Below are 16,891 nucleotides of genomic sequence, written 5' to 3'. Positions count from 1 at the left end.
CCGGGAGATTGTGTGCACGCCGTCCTATTGCTGGACGGCGTAGCATTCGATGCTCTTCTTCTTCAAAGCGGTGCAGGCCTTCCAGGCAGCGGTCTTCGAACCGAAGCCGCCGAAGCGCGCGCGATAGTAGGTGACGCCATCCTTGTCGAAGGCGACGGTGAAGCCGGCGGCATCGGCCAGCACCTTGGGCGCCTGCTTGCTGGCCTTGTCGAGGAAAGCCTGGGCTTCGGACTGCTTGGGCGAGGAAGCGACCTGGATGGCCCAGCCCGAGGGCACCGACGCGGTGTTGACCGGATCGACAGCAGGCGCGGGCGTCGGCTCGGCATGGGCGGCCACGACCTGCGCGGTGGCGACTTTGGGGGCGGAGACGATGACCGTCTTCACCTTCTTGGCCGGAACGACCAGCTTGGGTTCTTCGACCGTGGCGTCGTCCTCCGCGCTGCTGTCCTCGGCATTGCTGTCGCCCTGCGCGACGGTAGCGTCTTCGGCGACGGCGGTATCGTCGCTTGCAACAGCCACCGGCTTTTCGTCCGGCGTCGGCGCGTCGTGCTTGGGCAGCAGGACCTTGGCAAGCGCCCTGATCGGATTGCTATCAGCCTTGGCGACCAGATCGCCGCCGCCGCGGGTCGAAGCCCGCGGCATATAGGTGTTGATCAGAGCCGCCATCTGGTTGTCGCGGCTGCCGCCCGACGTGCCGCCCATGACGACGGCAACAAGGCGGCGATTGCCGTCTGACACGGAGGAGACGAGATTGAAGCCGGAGGCGCGTGTGTAGCCGGTCTTGATGCCGTCGACGCCCTTGATGCGCCCGAGCAGGCGGTTGTGGCCATTGATGCGCTGGCGGCCATAGAGGAAGGACCGCTGCGAGAAATAGCCGTAATATTGGGGGAAATGCTCACGCAGTGCGATGCCGAGCGTCGCCATGTCGCGCGCGGTGGTGAACTGGCCGGGGTCGGGCAGGCCGTTGGCATTGCGGAAGACGGTGCCGTCCATGCCGAGCTGGCGCGCCTTGGCCGTCATCATGCGGGCAAAATTGGTTTCGTTGCCGCCAATCATTTCGCCAAGCGCGGTCGCCGAGTCGTTGGCCGACTTGGTGACTATCGACAGGATGGCGGTGTCGACCGTGACCGAACCGCCCGGCTTCACGCCGAGTTTCGTCGGCGCCTCGGCGGATGCCTTGGCCGAAAACACGACAGGCGTGTTCCTGCTGATCTTGCCCTTCGCCAGAGCTTCGAAGGTCAGGTAAAGCGTCATCATCTTGGTCAGCGACGCCGGATAACGCCTGCCGTTGGCATCGGCGGAGTACAGCACCTTGCCGGTCTTGGCGTCCACGACAATGGCCGCCTGCCGCGCCGCCAGCGACGAGGCAACGTCGGCGCAAACGAATGTCAACGCCAAGGCGAAGACCATGATCGCTTTGAGGGGGGAGGTGGATCCGGAAACGATGCCCAACAACGCCTTACGCACTGATGTTTACCTTGAATTCTTCGTTGCGCTGAAGGCGGCAAAGGGTCCTGCCGCACTTTCAGCCAAGCTAGCGGGGCAGCGTTACCAATCCGTTTATGGTAACCGCCGCGTTCACCATTTTCTTCGGGCTTGAAACTCACTTTATTTGATTTTTAGGCATTGCCTGCGCAGGCGGGCTCTGAACGCAGGCGAAATATTGACTTTTGTGCGGCGCACAATATATTCTAGTGCATTGCACAAGGGCGCCCCGAAGAAGGACGCCTCAACCGTCAAGGGAATCGCGAAATGACCCAGACCTATGAGGACTTCAGCAAATACGGCAAAGAGTTTGCCGACACCGGCTTGAAGAGCTTCGCTTCGCTCTCCAAGGGCGCTCAGGCGATCGCCACCGAAGCCGGCGAATACACCAAGAAGAGTTTCGAAGCCGGCAGTGCCGCTGCCGAGAAGCTGCTCTCTGCCAAGTCGCTCGACAAGGCGATCGAAATCCAGTCCGACTATGCCAAGCAGTCCTACGAGGCGTTCGTCGCCGAGGCCACCAAGATCGGCGACCTCTATGCCGAACTCGCCAAGGAAGCCTATAAGCCGTTCGAATCGATCGTTGCCAAGGCGAAGTAATTTCGCCCGGGCGAAGTAGCTTCGCCTCACGACGACAGCGAGATCCGGCCCTTTGGGTCGGGACAAGACCCGGTGGCGCGAGCGCGGCCGGGTTTTTTCATGTCGATTTGCTATCCAGCGCCTCGCGCCCCTTCACGATTGCGAAAATCCGCGAAGTTTGGTCACCTAGCCATATTGTCAGCTAACCAGAAGGGCTTAAAATCGTCCATCGAACACCTACATGTTGAGCTCGCATGAGGATTCGAAAGAGGCAGGATTACGTGACGATCGGTTTGACTGCCACGAGACAGGTGGCGCGGATGCAAAACGGCGGTGGCGACGGCAATGAGGCCGGCCGCGGGACGGCCGTCATCACGCGCACAAAAACCAAGACCAAGAAGCCTAGCCTTTACCGGGTCCTCATTCTTAACGACGACTACACTCCGATGGAGTTCGTGGTTCACGTGCTGGAGCGTTTTTTCCAGAAGGACCGCGAAGCTGCCACACGCATCATGCTTCATGTTCACAATCATGGGGTGGGCGAGTGCGGGGTCTATACATTCGAGGTGGCCGAGACCAAAGTGTCTCAGGTCATGGATTTCGCCCGACAGAATCAGCATCCGCTGCAATGCGTGATGGAGAAGAAGTGAGGTAACATGCCGGCTTTCTCCCAAGGCCTGGAAAAGGCGCTTCACCAAGCGCTGACGCTCGCCAATGAGCGGCACCATGAATATGCAACCCTTGAACACCTGCTGCTCGCGTTGATCGACGACACCGAGGCGGCCGCCGTCATGCGCGCCTGCAACGTCGATCTCGACGAGCTCAAGCACACCGTTCTCACCTATATCGACACAGAGCTCGACAATCTGGTCACCGGTTACGACGAGGATTCCAAGCCGACCGCCGGCTTCCAGCGCGTCATCCAGCGCGCTGTGATCCACGTGCAGTCGTCGGGCCGCGAGGAAGTGTCGGGCGCCAACGTGCTCGTTGCCATCTTCGCCGAGCGCGAGAGCCATGCCGCCTATTTCCTGCAGGAACAGCAGATGACCCGCTACGACGCGGTCAACTACATCTCGCACGGCATCGCCAAGCGCCCGGGCGCTTCCGAGACGCGTTCACCGCGCGGCGCCGATGACGAGCAGGGCGGCCAGAACGGCGCCGAGCCGCAAGAGGAAGGCGGCAAGAAGAAGCAGCAGCAGGACGCGCTGACCGCTTATTGCGTCAATCTCAACAACAAGGCCAAGGCCGGCAAGATCGATCCGCTGATCGGTCGCGAGTCGGAGATCAACCGCACCATCCAGGTGCTGTGCCGCCGCTCGAAGAACAATCCGCTCTATGTCGGCGACCCCGGCGTCGGCAAGACGGCGATCGCCGAAGGCCTCGCCAAGCGCATCGTCGAAGGCGATGTTCCCGAGGTGCTGCACAATGCCACCATTTTCGCGCTCGACATGGGCACGCTTCTGGCCGGCACGCGCTATCGCGGTGATTTCGAGGAACGGCTGAAGCAGGTCGTCAAGGAGCTCGAGGATTATCCGGGTGCCGTGCTGTTCATCGACGAGATCCACACCGTGATTGGTGCCGGCGCCACTTCGGGCGGCGCCATGGACGCGTCGAACCTGTTGAAGCCGGCGCTGTCGTCGGGTGCGATCCGTTGCATCGGCTCGACCACCTACAAGGAGTTCCGCCAGTTCTTCGAAAAGGACCGTGCCCTGGTGCGGCGCTTCCAGAAGATCGACGTCAACGAGCCGACCATCGAGGATGCCATCGAGATCATGAAGGGCTTGAAGCCCTATTTCGAGGAGTTCCACAAGGTCCGCTACACGAGCGAAGCCATCAAGGCCTCGGTCGAGCTGTCGGCGCGCTACATCAACGACCGCAAGCTGCCGGACAAGGCGATCGATGTGATCGACGAGACCGGCGCTTCGCAGATGCTGGTGCCGGAAGCCAAGCGCAAGAAGACGATCGGCATCAAGGAGATCGAGGCAACGATCGCCACCATGGCCCGCATCCCGCCGAAGACGGTCTCGGCCGATGACGAGAAGGTGCTGCAGGGCCTCGACATCGAGCTGAAGCGCGTCGTCTACGGCCAGGACACCGCCATCACCGCGCTGACCTCGGCGATCAAGCTGGCCCGTGCCGGCCTGCGCGAACCGGAAAAGCCGATCGGCTCCTATCTGTTCTCGGGGCCTACCGGCGTCGGCAAGACCGAAGTGGCCAAGCAGTTGGCCGCCTCGCTTGGCGTCGAGCTGATCCGCTTCGACATGTCGGAATATATGGAACGCCACACCGTTTCGCGGCTGATCGGCGCGCCTCCCGGCTATGTCGGCTTCGACCAGGGCGGTCTTTTGACCGACGGCGTCGACCAGCATCCGCACTGCGTGCTGCTGCTCGACGAGGTCGAGAAGGCGCATCCGGACCTGTTCAACATCCTGTTGCAGGTCATGGATCACGGCAAGCTGACCGATCATAACGGCAAGCAGATCGACTTCCGCAATGTCATCCTGATCATGACCACCAATGCGGGCGCGTCCGATGCGCAGCGCGCGGCGATCGGTTTCGGATCGACCAAGCGTGAAGGCGACGATGTCGAGGCGATCAACCGGCTGTTCACGCCGGAATTCCGCAACCGTCTCGATGCGATCATCCCGTTCGGCTCGCTGCCGGTGCCGGTCATCCATCAGGTGGTGCAGAAGTTCGTCATGCAGCTCGAGGCCCAGCTCTCAGAGCGTGGCGTTACCTTCGACCTGTCGCCGGATGCCATCGCATGGCTCGCCGACAAGGGCTATGACGAGCGCATGGGCGCACGGCCGCTCGGCCGTGTCATCCAGGAGCACATCAAGAAGCCGTTGGCCGACGAGGTGCTGTTCGGCAAGCTCAAGAAGGGCGGCACGGTGCGTGTCACCGTCGAGAAGAAGGAAACCGGCGAGACCGGCCTGAAGCTCGAATCGCTGGCCGACGAGGCGCCGGTGAAGCCGAAGAAGGAAGAGCCGGAAGACGCGCCGAAGCCGCGCAAGGCCGTGGCCAAGAAGCCCGCCGCGAAGAAGGTGGTGGCGCAAAAGCCGGAGCCCAAGGGCAAGGATGGCGGCAAGCGCAGCCTGGTACCACAACTGCCCCGCAAGGGCTGATCCTGATCAAAGTCGAAAAGCCCCGGAAACGGGGCTTTTTTCATTGATATAGAGAGGTGGCGGCATAGAGGTGGCATATGGCTGGCCAGATCATCATCCTCAACGGCGCGCCGCGATCGGGCAAGTCGAGCATCGCTCAGGCCATCCAGGAACGTTTTGAAGGTCCGTGGATGAGCCTGGGCGTCGACAGCTATGCGCAGATCACGCCGCCGCGATATCGTCCGGGAATAGGCCTGCGACCCGGCGGCGAGCGCCCTGACCTCGAAGTTTTCGTGCCGCGATTTTATGCCGCCCTCTACGAATCGATCGCGGTCCATAGCCGGCTGGATCTGAACGTCGTGGCGGATGTCGGTCATCACGATGGCTATTCGAAACCGCTCGACATCCTGGCCGATTGCGCACACCGGCTCGCCGGCCTGCCGGTGCTGTTTGTCGGCGTTCGCTGTCCGATTGAGATCATTATGGAAAGGCGAGCCGCCAGCGAGACGGGCAGGGGCTATGTCACCGGCTCTTCAGGCGATCCCGTGCCTTTGCCGGTGCGTCTGTGGCAGGAGGCGGTGCACCGGCCGGGCGTTTACGATCTGGAAGTCGACACCTCGCTTCTGAGCTCGGTGCAGTGCGCGGATGCAATTCGACAGCATCTCAAGAGCGTCCAAGTGGCAAACTAGGCGTGCGCCCGGGACAATGCTCCGCCCGTGATTTTCCAGATCGCGACCGCAATAAGCGCGCCCGCGTAGCCGTCGACGGCATAGTGCCAGCCAAGCACCACCGAACCGAGCATGATGATGGCTGCGAATATCCACATCACGATGCCGAGCCTGGTCGACAACCGCGTCAGGTAGAGAGCGAAGAGCACCGACGTCGCGACGTGGATGGAGGGGAATGCCGATATGCCCATGGTTCCCGAAGCTGAGCCCGTATAGCCGCTCCACAACCTGTCCTGCGTGGACAATGCCCATATCGGATACTGGCGGTTCGCGGACGCAAGCGCATCCATCAACGGCTGATACTGATCGCCAAGGTCGAGCCTTGCATAAAAGCATGGGCCCGCGGATGAGAATGCCATGGCGATGAAGAAGCCGCCAACCAGCCAGACCAGCATGAAGCTGAGCAGAAACTGATGGCGCAGCAGTGAGTCGCGGGCGGCGGCGACGCTTGAAAAGACCATTGCGACCAGCACTGCGAACCAGAAATTGTAGCAGAAATTGAGAAGGTGAACGGCCAGCGGACTTTCAACGATCCACCAGAGCCATTGATAGGGAGTGCGGCCGAAATGCAGGCCGGCGCCGAAATGCGCGAGGGTCTGGTCCCAGGAGAAAGGCACCAGCACCGCGATCGCTCCCTTCAGCACCACGAAGCCCGACATAAAAACCAGCATCGCGGCAAGGCCGTTGATGCCGTTGGCAATGCGATTTCGATCGGTCAGCATCTGCTGGAGCGGACGCAACAACATGCGAAGCGGCGACCTGGCACGATCGACAAACGCCAGCCAGAACAGCCGGAAGATCGCGTATGCGCATCCGGCTATCCAGAAGTAAACCACCAGATAGAAAGTGTATTCGTAAAGTAATCCGAAATCCGGCAGGTTTCCAACTCTGCCGCCGACGACAAAACCCAATCCGAGCGTAAACAGCGCTACCGCATGAACAGTACGGTGCCGAAAAAATACATCGACCAAAAGGTTGGAGAAGGCGCCATCGACCCCAGCGCCAACCCGCCCGCCTATAGCTTCGGAAATATCGTGCATCGAATGCCCCTCGCAAGACAAATGCCTCAAGAGGGTTTGAAAGACTATTAAAAAAGCAGTCGCCGACGGTGGCGCAGGTGCCGATATGGTCGTTCAGTTTACAAAGACTTAAAACCGCGTACGCAGGACGGTTCGGATCCTTTCGGCGTTCTGTGCCAGCACTTCGGGCTTCTCCATCCCACCCGTGTGCGGCTTCAGGGGGATGCCGTCGAAGCGCGGAATGACATGGACATGCAGATGGTAGACAGTCTGCCCCGAAGCGGGCTCGTTGAACTGCATGATGGTGACGCCGTCGGCGTCGAAGGCTTGTTTGACCGCCGCCGCCACTTTCTGGACGACCGTGAAAAGCGGACCGAAGGTCGAGGGGTCGGCGTCGAGCAGGTTGCGCGACGGTGCCTTCGGCACGACCAGCGTATGGCCGGGCCCCTGCGGCATCACGTCCATGAAGGCCACGACTGCTTCGTCCTCGTAGACGCGGTGCGAGGGAATTTCTCCGCGCAGGATCTTGGCGAAGATGTTTTCGGTGTCGTAGGCGGTTTCGGCCATGGTGAACGCTCCGGATTGTGCCTCGCCATCTCGTGTAGCGAAGCTGCCCCGGAGCGGCAAGACGATGTCGTGGGACGATCAGGTGGCTGCCGCGCAAAAGGCGCCCGCTATTCCTCCAGGTCCTTGCGGAATGGCGTGTGGTCTTCCAGATATTCGCCCATCCGTTCGACTTCGCGACGCTCGCGCCGGAGATAATCGGCCACCGCATTGCGCAGGCCGGGATGAGAAATGTAATGGGCGGAATGCATGGTCACCGGCCGGTAGCCGCGTGCCAGCTTGTGCTCTCCCTGGGCGCCTGCCTCGACCACCTTGAGCTTGCGTTCGATGGCGAAGTCGATCGCCTGGTGATAGCAGACCTCGAAATGGAGGAAGGGATGATCCTCGATGCAGCCCCAGTTGCGGCCATAGAGCGCGTCGGAGCCGATGAAGTTGATGGCGCCGGCTATGTAGCGCCCGTTTCGCCTGGCCATCACCAGAAGGATGTCGTCAGCCATGCGTTCGCCGATCAGCGAGAAGAACTGACGGTTCAGATAGGGACGGCCCCATTTGCGGCTGCCAGTGTCCATGTAGAAGGCGAAGAAGTCGTCCCAGGCTTTTTCCGTCAGGTCCTTGCCGGTCAGCCAGTCGATCGAGATGCCATCGGCAAGCGCCTCGCGCCTTTCTTTCTTCATTGCCTTGCGCTTGCGCGAGGCAAGCGTGGCCAGGAAGTCGTCATAGGAGGAAAAGCCTTCGTTGAAGAAGTGGAATTGCTGGTCGGTGCGATGCAGGAAGCCTGCCGCCTCCAGCGTCGCGACGTCGCTCTCCTGCGCGAAGGTCACATGCGCGGAGGACACGCCGAGCTTATCGGTCACCATTTTGAGGCCGGCGGCCAGCCCGGCCTTCACCGCATCCTGGTCCTCGCCTTTGCCGACCAGCAGGCGAGGGCCGGTGACCGGGGTGAACGGCACAGCACTTTGCAGTTTTGGATAATAGCGGCCGCCGGCGCGCTCGAAGGCATCCGACCAGCCGTGATCGAACACATATTCGCCCTGGCTGTGCGACTTGAGATAGCAGGGGACGGCACCGAGCAGCCTGCCTTGCGCTGTCTCCAGCCGCAGGTGATGTCCTTGCCAGCCGGTGCGCCGAACGGCACACCCGGAATCCTCGAGTGCACTCAAAAAAGCGTGTGAGACCAGCGGGTTGTAGCCGTTTTCCGCGTCGTTGCGCGCGGTGCCGGCAAATCCGTTCCATTCATCGCAGGTGAAGGCTCCGATGCCTGCGGCGATGCGGATCGAATAGTCCGCATTTGCCGTTTGTCTGTCGCCATCGTCGCCCTGATCCATGAGGCTTATTTAAGCTCCATCCGGGCTGCTACAAGTCACGTTTCAGGCACTCCGCTCAGGCGACTTCGACGAGGTCGGGTTCGAACCCTTCGAAGGTCATCTGGTCGGCGTATCTGAAGGTCAGGTCGACCGCGGGCTGATCATGCACCGTCCAGGTAATGACGGGCATTTTGAGCTTTTCACGCACAAAGCTGACAAACGGATTCGGCAGGTCGCCGGCAGCGTAGGAGGTGAAGGAAAGCTCGTGCGCCAGCATGGCGAAATGCGCCTCGATCAGCTTGAGGTCCTTGCCGTAGGCGGTCAGTCCACCAGGAATTCCCTGCGCATGTTTGGCGAAATCGCGGATCAGCCAGTGATCGAACGACATGATCGCCGCCTTGCCCTTGTAGCGCTTGAGCATCTTGCCGACGCGCGCCACCAGGCCTTCGTCGCGGCCGGGAGTTCCTTTCAGCTCGACGACCATGGGCACGCGACCATCGACGAGGTCGAGCGCTTCCTGCAGCGTCGGCACGTGATCCGGTGTCCCGCCAACCTTGAGCGTCGCAAGTTCAGCCGCGGTGCGCTGCCAGACGAAACCATCCTGCCCGGTCAGCCTTTTCAGGTCGCCATCGTGGATGATGACGGGCACGCCATCCGACGACAGATGCACGTCGCATTCGATGGCGTAGCCACGTTCGGCCGCGGCAGTGAAGGCGGAAAGCGTGTTTTCCCAGCGCGTCTTGTTCATGTCGTGAAAGCCGCGATGCGCAACGGGCCGGGCAATCAGCCAGGAAAGGTCGGTCATGTCGGGCCTTCGCTCATTCGACTTCGAAGATCGCTTCGATTTCCACTGCGGCATTAAGCGGCAGGGAGGCGGTGCCGACGGCGGAGCGGGCATGCTTGCCGCGCTCGCCAAGGGCGGCGACCAGGAAATCTGAGGCGCCATTGGCAACCAGGTGCTGCTCGACGAAGTCGGTGGCGGAGGCGACGAAGACGGTGATCTTCACCAGGCGGCGGATCTTCTCGAGATCGCCCAGCGCTGCCTTGGCCTGTGCCAGAATGTTGATGGCGCAGTATTTCGCGGCGTCCTTGCCGCTTGCCGTGTCGACATCGCGGCCGAGCAGGCCGACGGACTGCAGCTTGCCGTCCTTGAGCGGCAATTGCCCGGCGGTGAACAGCAGGTTGCCGGTCCTGCAGTAAGGCACGTAGTTGGCGGCAGGCGCGGCGGCGACAGGAAGCGTCACGCCCAGATCGCTTAGCCGCTTTTCGATTGTTTCACTCATTGCTTTTCCCTATTGCTGGAAGGCGCCGCGCTGGCCGGGCCGAAATTGCTATTTTTGCCTCGCTTCCGCCATGACTTTTTTTAAGCTGGACCATCTTTCCCTGCGGCCCTGCCATCAGCCGCGACGATCGGAGCACCACATGCGCGCAACGCGCCTCGCATTCCATGCCGTCCTGTTGTCGGCGGTCTTCTCGATAGGGCCCGCTTTCGCCGTGCCGGCGCTGCAGGCGCATCGCGCCGTGTACGATCTCACCCTCAACAAGGCGTCCGACCGCTCCGGCATAACCGGCATATCGGGCCGTATGGTCTACGAATTCAACGGCTCCGCCTGCGAAGGCTATACAGTGAAATTCCGTTTCGTCACCCAGATCGTCACCAACGACAATACAAGGGTGACCGACCAGCAGACGACCACGTTCGAGGATGCCGAAGGCAAGACGTTTTCGTTCGTGACCAAATCCTTCGTCGACCAGAACCTCGACAAGGAGGTCAAGGGCATTGCCACGAAAGACGCCAAGGGGCTCAAGGTCGATATCGACAAGCCCGAGAAGAACAGCCTCGAACTCGCCGCCACCCAGTTCCCGACCCAGCATCTGGTCGAACTGATCGGCAAGGCCGAGAAGGGCGAGAACTTCTACCAGACAAACCTGTTCGACGGTTCGGAAGACGCCAACAAGGTGATGGCGACCACCGTCGTCGTCGGCAAGAAGACTGATGGCGAGAAGGCCGATCCGGAAGCGCCGGCGCTGGCGAAGCTTGCCACCGACAAATACTGGCCGGTCGACATCGCCTATTTCGACGACAGCGCCCAGAACGGCGAAGAAGTGCCGGAATACCGGATCAGCTTCAAGCTGCATGAGAACGGCATCACCCGCGATCTCACCATGGACTATGGCGACTTCTCGATGACCGGCAAGCTGGTCAATCTTTCGCTGTTCGACCAGACAAAGCCTTGCCCAGTATCGAAATAATTGGCCCAGTATCGAAATAATTGGCCCGGTATCGAAATAACCGGCGCGGTATCGAAATAGCGGGAATGTGCAATTGAGCGGGCCACGGCGGGCTTGATGGCGGTCTACGTCGACGCGGCGATCTGGAAGTGGGCGGGCCATCTCTGGTGCCATCTCCTGGCCGACGATACCGACGAGTTGCATCGCTTTGCCGCCGAACTCGGCGTCAAGCGCTCGTCCTACCAGGGACCGCCCAAGACATCGGCGCCGCATTATGACATAACCGGCTTCGAGCGCGACCGCGCGGTGCGGCTCGGCGCCATCGAATGCAGCCGCGAGCAGATCGTCGCCATCTTCCGACGCGTGCGGGTGCCCAACGGAAAGGTCAGGCGATGACACCTACGGCATTTCTCGCATATTGCGCCGCCGTCACCCTTGCCGCCGCAACACCCGGACCAGCGATGTTCGCGGTCATCACCAATGGCGTGTCGCGTGGGTTTCTTCGCGCCTTCATAGCCGGCGTCGGAGTCGCCGCCGGCGATGCCGTGCTGGTCACTCTGGCGCTGCTCGGACTGGTGGCGCTCGCCCAGACCTTCGAATGGATCTTTCTCCTGCTGAAATATGCAGGCGCCGCCTATCTGATCTTTCTCGGCGCCAGAATGTGGCGGGCCTCGGCGACGCAATCAAATAAGGCGCAGATGGCCGAGGCGAGATTATCCAGTTCTTTCTTCCTTGGCGCGTCCATAGCGCTGGGGAATCCGAAGGCTATCCTGTTCCATGCCTCGATCATGCCGCTGATCCTCAATCTCGACACCATGACCTTCACCGATGGTTTGCTGGTGGTTGCGGTCGTGATCAGTGTCAACGTCCTGACCATGGGGCTCTATGCCGCGCTGGCGGGCAGGGCCTCAGGCTGGTTCAGGACGCCGAAGCGCATGCGGCTGATGAACAGGTTTGCCGGCAGCGCCATGATCGGCACCGGAGCGCTGATTGCCGCACGCTGAGCGGTGAAGCGCCTCATCGCTTGCGTTTGTCGCGCATCCCTTCTATATGCGCGCTCATTCCACACACGGACTTTGGTGTCTGCCCGGGAGAAATCCGGCTGAAACCTCCGGTGGCGTTCGAGGACTTTGTCCAAAAATGCCTGTGTCCGTGGAGGCTAACCGGAAAGGAAATGAGAATGGCACTGCCTGATTTCAGCATGCGCCAGCTTTTGGAAGCTGGCATTCACTTCGGCCACCAGACCCATCGCTGGAACCCGAAGATGGCGCCCTACATCTATGGCGCCCGCAACAACATCCACATCATCGACCTCTCGCAGACGGTGCCTTTGCTGCACCAGGCGCTGAAGCAGGTTTCCGACACCGTTGCCAAGGGCGGCCGCGTGCTGTTCGTCGGCACCAAGCGCCAGGCGTCGGACATTGTCGCTGACGCGGCACAGCGTTCGGCCCAGTATTACGTCAATTCGCGTTGGCTCGGCGGCATGCTGACCAACTGGAAGACGATCTCGAACTCGATCCAACGCCTGCGCAAGCTCGACGAGATGCTGGCCGGCGAAGCCCAGGGCCTCACCAAGAAGGAGCGCCTCAACCTCGACCGCGAGCGCGAGAAGCTCGACAAGGCACTCGGCGGCATCAAGGACATGGGCTCGACGCCCGACCTGATGTTCGTGATCGACACCAACAAGGAAGCGATCGCCATCCTCGAGGCCAAGCGTCTCGGCATTCCGGTCGTGGCCATCATCGATTCGAATTGCGATCCGGACAAGATCGACTTCCCGATCCCCGGCAATGACGACGCGGCGCGCGCCATCCAGCTCTATTGCGACCTGATCGCCAAGGCTGCGATCGACGGCATCGCCCGTCAGCAGGGCGCGCTCGGTGTCGACATCGGCGCTTCGGTCGAGGCTCCCGTCGAGCCCGCGCTCGATCCGGCTCCGGCTTCGGAAGCCCCCGAGGCTTGACAATCGAAGGCCGCCCGCGGCCTTCATCTTTCTCATATTTTGGCACGCTAGACAGACGCATCATCGAATACCGATGGTGCGTCGGTGCATTTAAATCAAAGAGGCGACAATGAGCATTTCGGCTGCACAGGTCAAAGAACTCCGCGACTTGACCGGCGCGGGCATGATGGACTGCAAGGCGGCGTTGACCGAGACCAACGGCAACATGGAAGAGGCCGTCGACTGGCTGCGCAAGAAGGGCATCTCGAAGGCCGACAAGAAGGCTGGCCGTACCGCGGCTGAAGGTCTGATCGGCGTCGACAATGGCGTGCGCGAAGCTGCCGTCGTAGAGGTCAATTCCGAGACCGACTTCGTCGCCCGCAACGCCGCGTTCCAGGAAATCGTTGCCAATGTCGCCAAGGTGGCGCTCGCCTACGGCACGACCGAAGCAGTGGCTGCCGCCAAGTATCCGAACTCGGACAAGTCGGTTTCCGACACCATCAAGGACGCCGTCGGCACCATTGGTGAGAATATGGGCTTCCGCCGCTCGGCCAAGCTCACCGTTCCGCATGGCGCGGTTGCGACCTACGTCCACAACGCCGTCGCCGACGGCCTGGGCAAGCTCGGCGTGCTTGTCGCGATCGAGACCACGGGCAACGAGCATGCCGCCAACGCCTTTGGCCGCCAGGTCGCCATGCATGTCGCCGCCACCAACCCGATGGCGCTGACCGCGGAGCAGATCGATCCGGCAGCGGTCGAGCGCGAGAAGGCGATCTTCTCCGACCAGGCGCGCCAGTCCGGCAAGCCGGAAGCGATCATCGAGAAGATGGTCGAGGGCCGCATGCGCAAGTTCTATGAGGAAGTCGTGCTCCTGAAGCAGGCCTTCGTGCTCAATCCCGACATCACCGTCGAGAAGGCGCTCAAGGATGCCGAGAAGGACATCGGCGCACCGGCCAAGATCACGGCCTATCTGCGCTTCGCGCTCGGCGAAGGCATCGAGAGGGAAGAGTCCGATTTCGCGGCGGAAGTCGCGGCGGCGGTCAAGAAATAAGCCCTTCCAGGGCTAGCTCTTTGTTTTAACGCAATTCCCAAGGGAAAGCGCTACGCGCTTTTCCCGGGAAAACCGCTTCACACTTTTCCTGGAATTGCTCCAACGAACTCAGGCAACTCGGCCGGGTGTCCGCAAGGGCGCCCGGCCGATTTCGTTGGCGGTATCGATGAAGGCCCTCAGCTTCGGTGCCATCGCGGCCCGGCGTGGGAAGTAGAGAAAAAGCCCAGGCTCCTCGATCGCCGATTGCGGCAGCACCTGGACGAGGCGGCCGGCGGCAAGATCGGCGCGCGCCAGTGGCTCGAACATATAGGCGAGCCCGACGCCTGCAAGCGCAAGATCGATTGCCGCAAGCGAATCCGTCACGACAACGCTGCCCCGCGTCTCCATGGCGATGTCCTTGCCGTCCTCGACCAGATCCCAGCGATAGAGTGCCCCGGAGCGGACGAGCCGGTAGCCAATGCAATTGTGATTTGCCAGGTCGGCAACGCTGCCGGGACGGCCGTGCCGTCCGACATAGGCGGGCGAGGCGACGATGACGACGGAGAATGGCGGCGTCAGCCGGACCGCCACCATATCCTGCGCGATCATCTCGCCAAGCCGGATGCCGGCATCGAAGCCTTCGCCGACGATATCAACCAGACCCTGGTCGGCGAAAATCTCGACCGTAACCTCCGGATAGCGCTCGGCCATCGCTGCGACGACTGGCGTCACCGCCAATGGGATCGCGATGTTCGAGGCGTTGATCCTGAGCAGGCCGGACGGCCTGCCTTTGACGCTGCGGATACGGTCCATCCGCTCGGTGATGTCCTGCAGGGCAGGGGCCGCCGTTTCTACCAGCGCCTTGCCGGCCTCGGTGAGCGAAACGCTGCGCGTCGTGCGTGCGAACAGAGGCTGGCCGATCCGCTCTTCGACGAGGCGCACGGCATGGCTGACCGCCGAAGGGCTCATGCCGAGTTCGGCAGCGGCAAGCGCGAAGCCGCCGCGCCGGGCAACGGCGACAACTACAGGCAGGTGGGTGAGCAGATCCCGATCCATTCATGCATGATATCGCATAGTCTATTCGGACAATGCAATCTTATCGATGCCAGCGTGCCGGTCCACATTGTCGCCAACACGTCGGCGATGGGCTGATGACATCGAAGAGAAAAGACATGAATGCGTTGAAACAGGTAACTTTCGCGGCAGGCATGGCGTTGGCGCCGATCGATGCCGGCGGGGCGGAACCATCCGGCTGGCGGGCGTTCGCTGACGAGCGCGCGGTGATCCGCATCGCGGATGCCATCGACCGCGCCGTCGACGCCCAGGACTGGAAGCTTGCGCGCAGCTATTTCGCGGATCGGGTCACTGCCGATTTCAGCAGCCTTTCCGGACAGCCGGCGGCCAACATCGCTTCCGACGACCTGATCGGCGCCTGGGCGGGCAACCTCAAGGGCAGCAAGACAAGTCTGCATTTGCGCACCAACCACCAGGTCGTCCTCGAGGCCGATGCGGCGACCGTTCGTTCCAACGGCTATGCCTGGAACCGGATGGAAGGCAATGGCGACCCGCTTTGGGAAGTCTGGGGTACCTATGAGCACCACCTGACGCGCTCCGCCGCCGGCTGGAAGGTCGACGGATTCACGTTCCGCATGACGCATGAGCGCGGCAATCCATGGGTCAAGACGACCCCGGGACAGTGACACTGCGGGCCAGTGACGCAGCAGCTACCAAGCATTGGAGAACGATCATGAGCATGACCTATTACACGCTCGGCAACAGCGGCCTCAGGGTCAGCCGTCTGGCGCTGGGCACGATGACTTTCGGCACGGAATGGGGTTGGGGAGCCGACAGGGACACCGCGCGGGCGATGTTCGACGCCTATGTCGAGGCGGGCGGCAATTTCTTCGACACCGCGGACCTCTACACCGGCGGCACCGCCGAAGCCTGGCTTGGCGAATTCATCGCCGAGCGCGGCTTGCGCGACATGGCGGTGATCGCCAGCAAGTTCACCATGAACATGCAGCCTGGCAATCCGAATGGCGGCGGCAATGGCCGCAAGAACATCATGCGGGCCGTCGATGCCTCGCTGAAGCGGTTGGGCACCGATTATATCGATCTCTATCTCATGCATGTCTGGGACAGGCTGACGCCGGCCGAAGAGGTCATGCGCACCCTCGACGATCTCGTGCGCGCGGGCAAAATTCGCCATGTCGGCCTTTCCGATGTGCCGGCCTGGTATGCGGGCCGGGCCCAGGCGATCGCCGAACTGCGTGGATATGAGCCGGTCTCGGCGCTACAGCTCGAATACTCCCTGGCCGAACGCGCGATCGAGAACGAGTTCGTGCCGTTCGGCATGCGCCATGGCGCCGGCATCATGGTCTGGAGCCCGCTGGCGAGCGGACTGCTGAGCGGCAAGTATCGGCCGGCTCAGGCCGGAAACGCGGGTCGGCTCGACGGATTTCGCGACTCGACGCATCCGGGCTTTCAGAAGTTCACCGAGCACAACTGGGCCATCGTGGCGGAACTCGAGAAGGTCGCATCCGAGCTTGGCCGCTCCATGTCCCAGGTCGCGCTCAACTGGGCGGCGACGCAGCCGGGGATTGCCGCCGTCATCCTCGGCGCGACGAAGCTTGCCCAGATGCAGGACAATCTTGGCGCGCTGGATTTCGAGATTCCCGCAAGGCTTCGCGACCGGCTGGACGAGGTCAGCAGGACTCCGGCGCCGTTTCCCTATTCCTTTTTCGGTCCGCAAATACAGGCGCGCGTTACCGGCGGTGCCGCGACCGGCGACAAGCCTTCCGGATACGCGTCGCCGGTGCTCGTCGAAGGTCTGCCGACCAGCGTCTCCACCAGTTGATCGATCGGGCAGGGTGGCCATGAAATTGCCGTTTGGGCGCCGCGTGACAT

At 61.8% G+C, this 16,891-nt stretch carries 19 protein-coding genes; 12 read left to right on the top strand and 7 right to left on the bottom strand.

All coding sequences use genetic code 11. The annotated features are described in order from the left end of the window. Positions 1-24 precede the first annotated feature (24 nt). The gene (locus tag X741_RS155775) at positions 25-1,410 is read right to left on the bottom strand and encodes a D-alanyl-D-alanine carboxypeptidase family protein (RefSeq protein ID WP_245272688.1); all 1,386 of its coding nucleotides are present in this window, start codon (positions 1,408-1,410) and stop codon (positions 25-27) included. Here X741_RS155775 and X741_RS1000000170835 point away from each other — a divergent pair. The 5 genes from X741_RS1000000170835 to X741_RS155795 all read left to right on the top strand — a co-directional run bounded on the left by X741_RS1000000170835 (position 1,337) and on the right by X741_RS155795 (position 5,854). Next, the gene (locus X741_RS1000000170835) at positions 1,337-1,600 is read left to right on the top strand and encodes a hypothetical protein (protein WP_245272690.1); all 264 of its coding nucleotides are present in this window, start codon (positions 1,337-1,339) and stop codon (positions 1,598-1,600) included. The two genes, X741_RS155775 and X741_RS1000000170835, sit on opposite strands and share 74 nt — an antisense overlap. A gap of 152 nt (positions 1,601-1,752) precedes the next feature. Beyond that, entirely contained in the window at positions 1,753-2,082 is a 330-nt protein-coding gene (locus tag X741_RS155780; protein WP_023764904.1) for a phasin family protein, read from the top strand. 299 nt (positions 2,083-2,381) lie between these two features. Further along, positions 2,382-2,711, top strand: a complete 330-nt coding sequence (gene clpS, locus X741_RS155785; RefSeq protein WP_010909565.1) for an ATP-dependent Clp protease adapter ClpS — start codon at positions 2,382-2,384, stop codon at positions 2,709-2,711. A gap of 6 nt (positions 2,712-2,717) precedes the next feature. Next, positions 2,718-5,186 (top strand): ATP-dependent Clp protease ATP-binding subunit ClpA, encoded by a 2,469-nt coding sequence (clpA, locus tag X741_RS155790; RefSeq protein ID WP_023777449.1) that lies wholly within the window; start codon positions 2,718-2,720, stop codon positions 5,184-5,186. A 77-nt stretch (positions 5,187-5,263) separates the two neighbouring features. Beyond that, complete coding sequence (locus X741_RS155795) at positions 5,264-5,854, top strand: chloramphenicol phosphotransferase (protein WP_023777448.1); 591 nt, start codon at positions 5,264-5,266, stop codon at positions 5,852-5,854. Here the strand turns inward: X741_RS155795 and X741_RS155800 are convergent. The 5 genes from X741_RS155800 to X741_RS155820 form a co-directional block, all read right to left on the bottom strand. Next, the gene (locus X741_RS155800; RefSeq protein WP_023777447.1) at positions 5,851-6,933 is read right to left on the bottom strand and encodes a phosphatase PAP2 family protein; all 1,083 of its coding nucleotides are present in this window, start codon (positions 6,931-6,933) and stop codon (positions 5,851-5,853) included. The genes X741_RS155795 and X741_RS155800 overlap by 4 nt on opposite strands. Before the next feature lie 108 nt (positions 6,934-7,041). Then, positions 7,042-7,479 (bottom strand): HIT family protein, encoded by a 438-nt coding sequence (locus tag X741_RS155805; protein WP_023777446.1) that lies wholly within the window; start codon positions 7,477-7,479, stop codon positions 7,042-7,044. 107 nt (positions 7,480-7,586) lie between these two features. Continuing rightward, positions 7,587-8,801 carry a GNAT family N-acetyltransferase gene (locus X741_RS155810; protein ID WP_023777445.1) on the bottom strand — a complete coding sequence of 405 codons (1,215 nt, stop codon included), beginning with the start codon at positions 8,799-8,801 and terminating at the stop codon, positions 7,587-7,589. Positions 8,802-8,856: 55 nt separating this feature from the next. Beyond that, a complete protein-coding gene (locus X741_RS155815) occupies positions 8,857-9,585 on the bottom strand; it encodes a glycerophosphodiester phosphodiesterase (RefSeq protein ID WP_023777444.1) in 729 nt (242 codons plus the stop codon). 13 nt (positions 9,586-9,598) lie between these two features. Then, a complete protein-coding gene (locus X741_RS155820) occupies positions 9,599-10,063 on the bottom strand; it encodes a RidA family protein (protein WP_023777443.1) in 465 nt (154 codons plus the stop codon). A gap of 139 nt (positions 10,064-10,202) precedes the next feature. On the opposite strand from X741_RS155820, the gene X741_RS155825 reads away from it, so the two are divergent. The 5 genes from X741_RS155825 to tsf all read left to right on the top strand — a co-directional run bounded on the left by X741_RS155825 (position 10,203) and on the right by tsf (position 14,005). Beyond that, positions 10,203-11,033 (top strand): cell envelope integrity EipB family protein, encoded by an 831-nt coding sequence (locus X741_RS155825; RefSeq protein ID WP_013895357.1) that lies wholly within the window; start codon positions 10,203-10,205, stop codon positions 11,031-11,033. Positions 11,034-11,129: 96 nt separating this feature from the next. Then, entirely contained in the window at positions 11,130-11,408 is a 279-nt protein-coding gene (locus X741_RS155830; RefSeq protein WP_023764912.1) for a DUF4031 domain-containing protein, read from the top strand. Further along, positions 11,405-12,016 carry a LysE family translocator gene (locus X741_RS155835; RefSeq protein ID WP_023777442.1) on the top strand — a complete coding sequence of 204 codons (612 nt, stop codon included), beginning with the start codon at positions 11,405-11,407 and terminating at the stop codon, positions 12,014-12,016. The genes X741_RS155830 and X741_RS155835 overlap by 4 nt, the downstream gene beginning before the upstream one ends. A 176-nt stretch (positions 12,017-12,192) precedes the next feature. After that, positions 12,193-12,975, top strand: coding sequence for a 30S ribosomal protein S2 (rpsB, locus tag X741_RS155840; protein ID WP_023777441.1), 783 nt, complete (start codon positions 12,193-12,195; stop codon positions 12,973-12,975). 109 nt (positions 12,976-13,084) lie between these two features. Next, on the top strand, positions 13,085-14,005 hold the full coding sequence (gene tsf, locus X741_RS155845) for a translation elongation factor Ts (protein WP_023777440.1): 921 nt from the start codon (positions 13,085-13,087) through the stop codon (positions 14,003-14,005). A 108-nt stretch (positions 14,006-14,113) separates the two neighbouring features. On the opposite strand, the gene X741_RS155850 is transcribed toward tsf, so the two are convergent. Further along, the gene (locus tag X741_RS155850) at positions 14,114-15,040 is read right to left on the bottom strand and encodes a LysR family transcriptional regulator (protein WP_023777439.1); all 927 of its coding nucleotides are present in this window, start codon (positions 15,038-15,040) and stop codon (positions 14,114-14,116) included. Positions 15,041-15,156: 116 nt separating this feature from the next. Between X741_RS155850 and X741_RS155855 the strand changes: the two genes are divergently transcribed. Then, positions 15,157-15,684: a nuclear transport factor 2 family protein gene (locus X741_RS155855; RefSeq protein WP_023777438.1), complete on the top strand. Its 528-nt coding sequence runs from the start codon at positions 15,157-15,159 to the stop codon at positions 15,682-15,684. A 47-nt stretch (positions 15,685-15,731) separates the two neighbouring features. Beyond that, positions 15,732-16,841 carry an aldo/keto reductase gene (locus tag X741_RS155860; RefSeq protein ID WP_023777437.1) on the top strand — a complete coding sequence of 370 codons (1,110 nt, stop codon included), beginning with the start codon at positions 15,732-15,734 and terminating at the stop codon, positions 16,839-16,841. The last annotated feature ends 50 nt before the right edge of the window (positions 16,842-16,891 follow it).

The organism is Mesorhizobium sp. LNHC221B00 (assembly GCF_000502935.1).
Classification (GTDB): domain Bacteria; phylum Pseudomonadota; class Alphaproteobacteria; order Rhizobiales; family Rhizobiaceae; genus Mesorhizobium; species Mesorhizobium opportunistum.
This window is presented reverse-complemented; position numbering and strand designations above follow the sequence as displayed.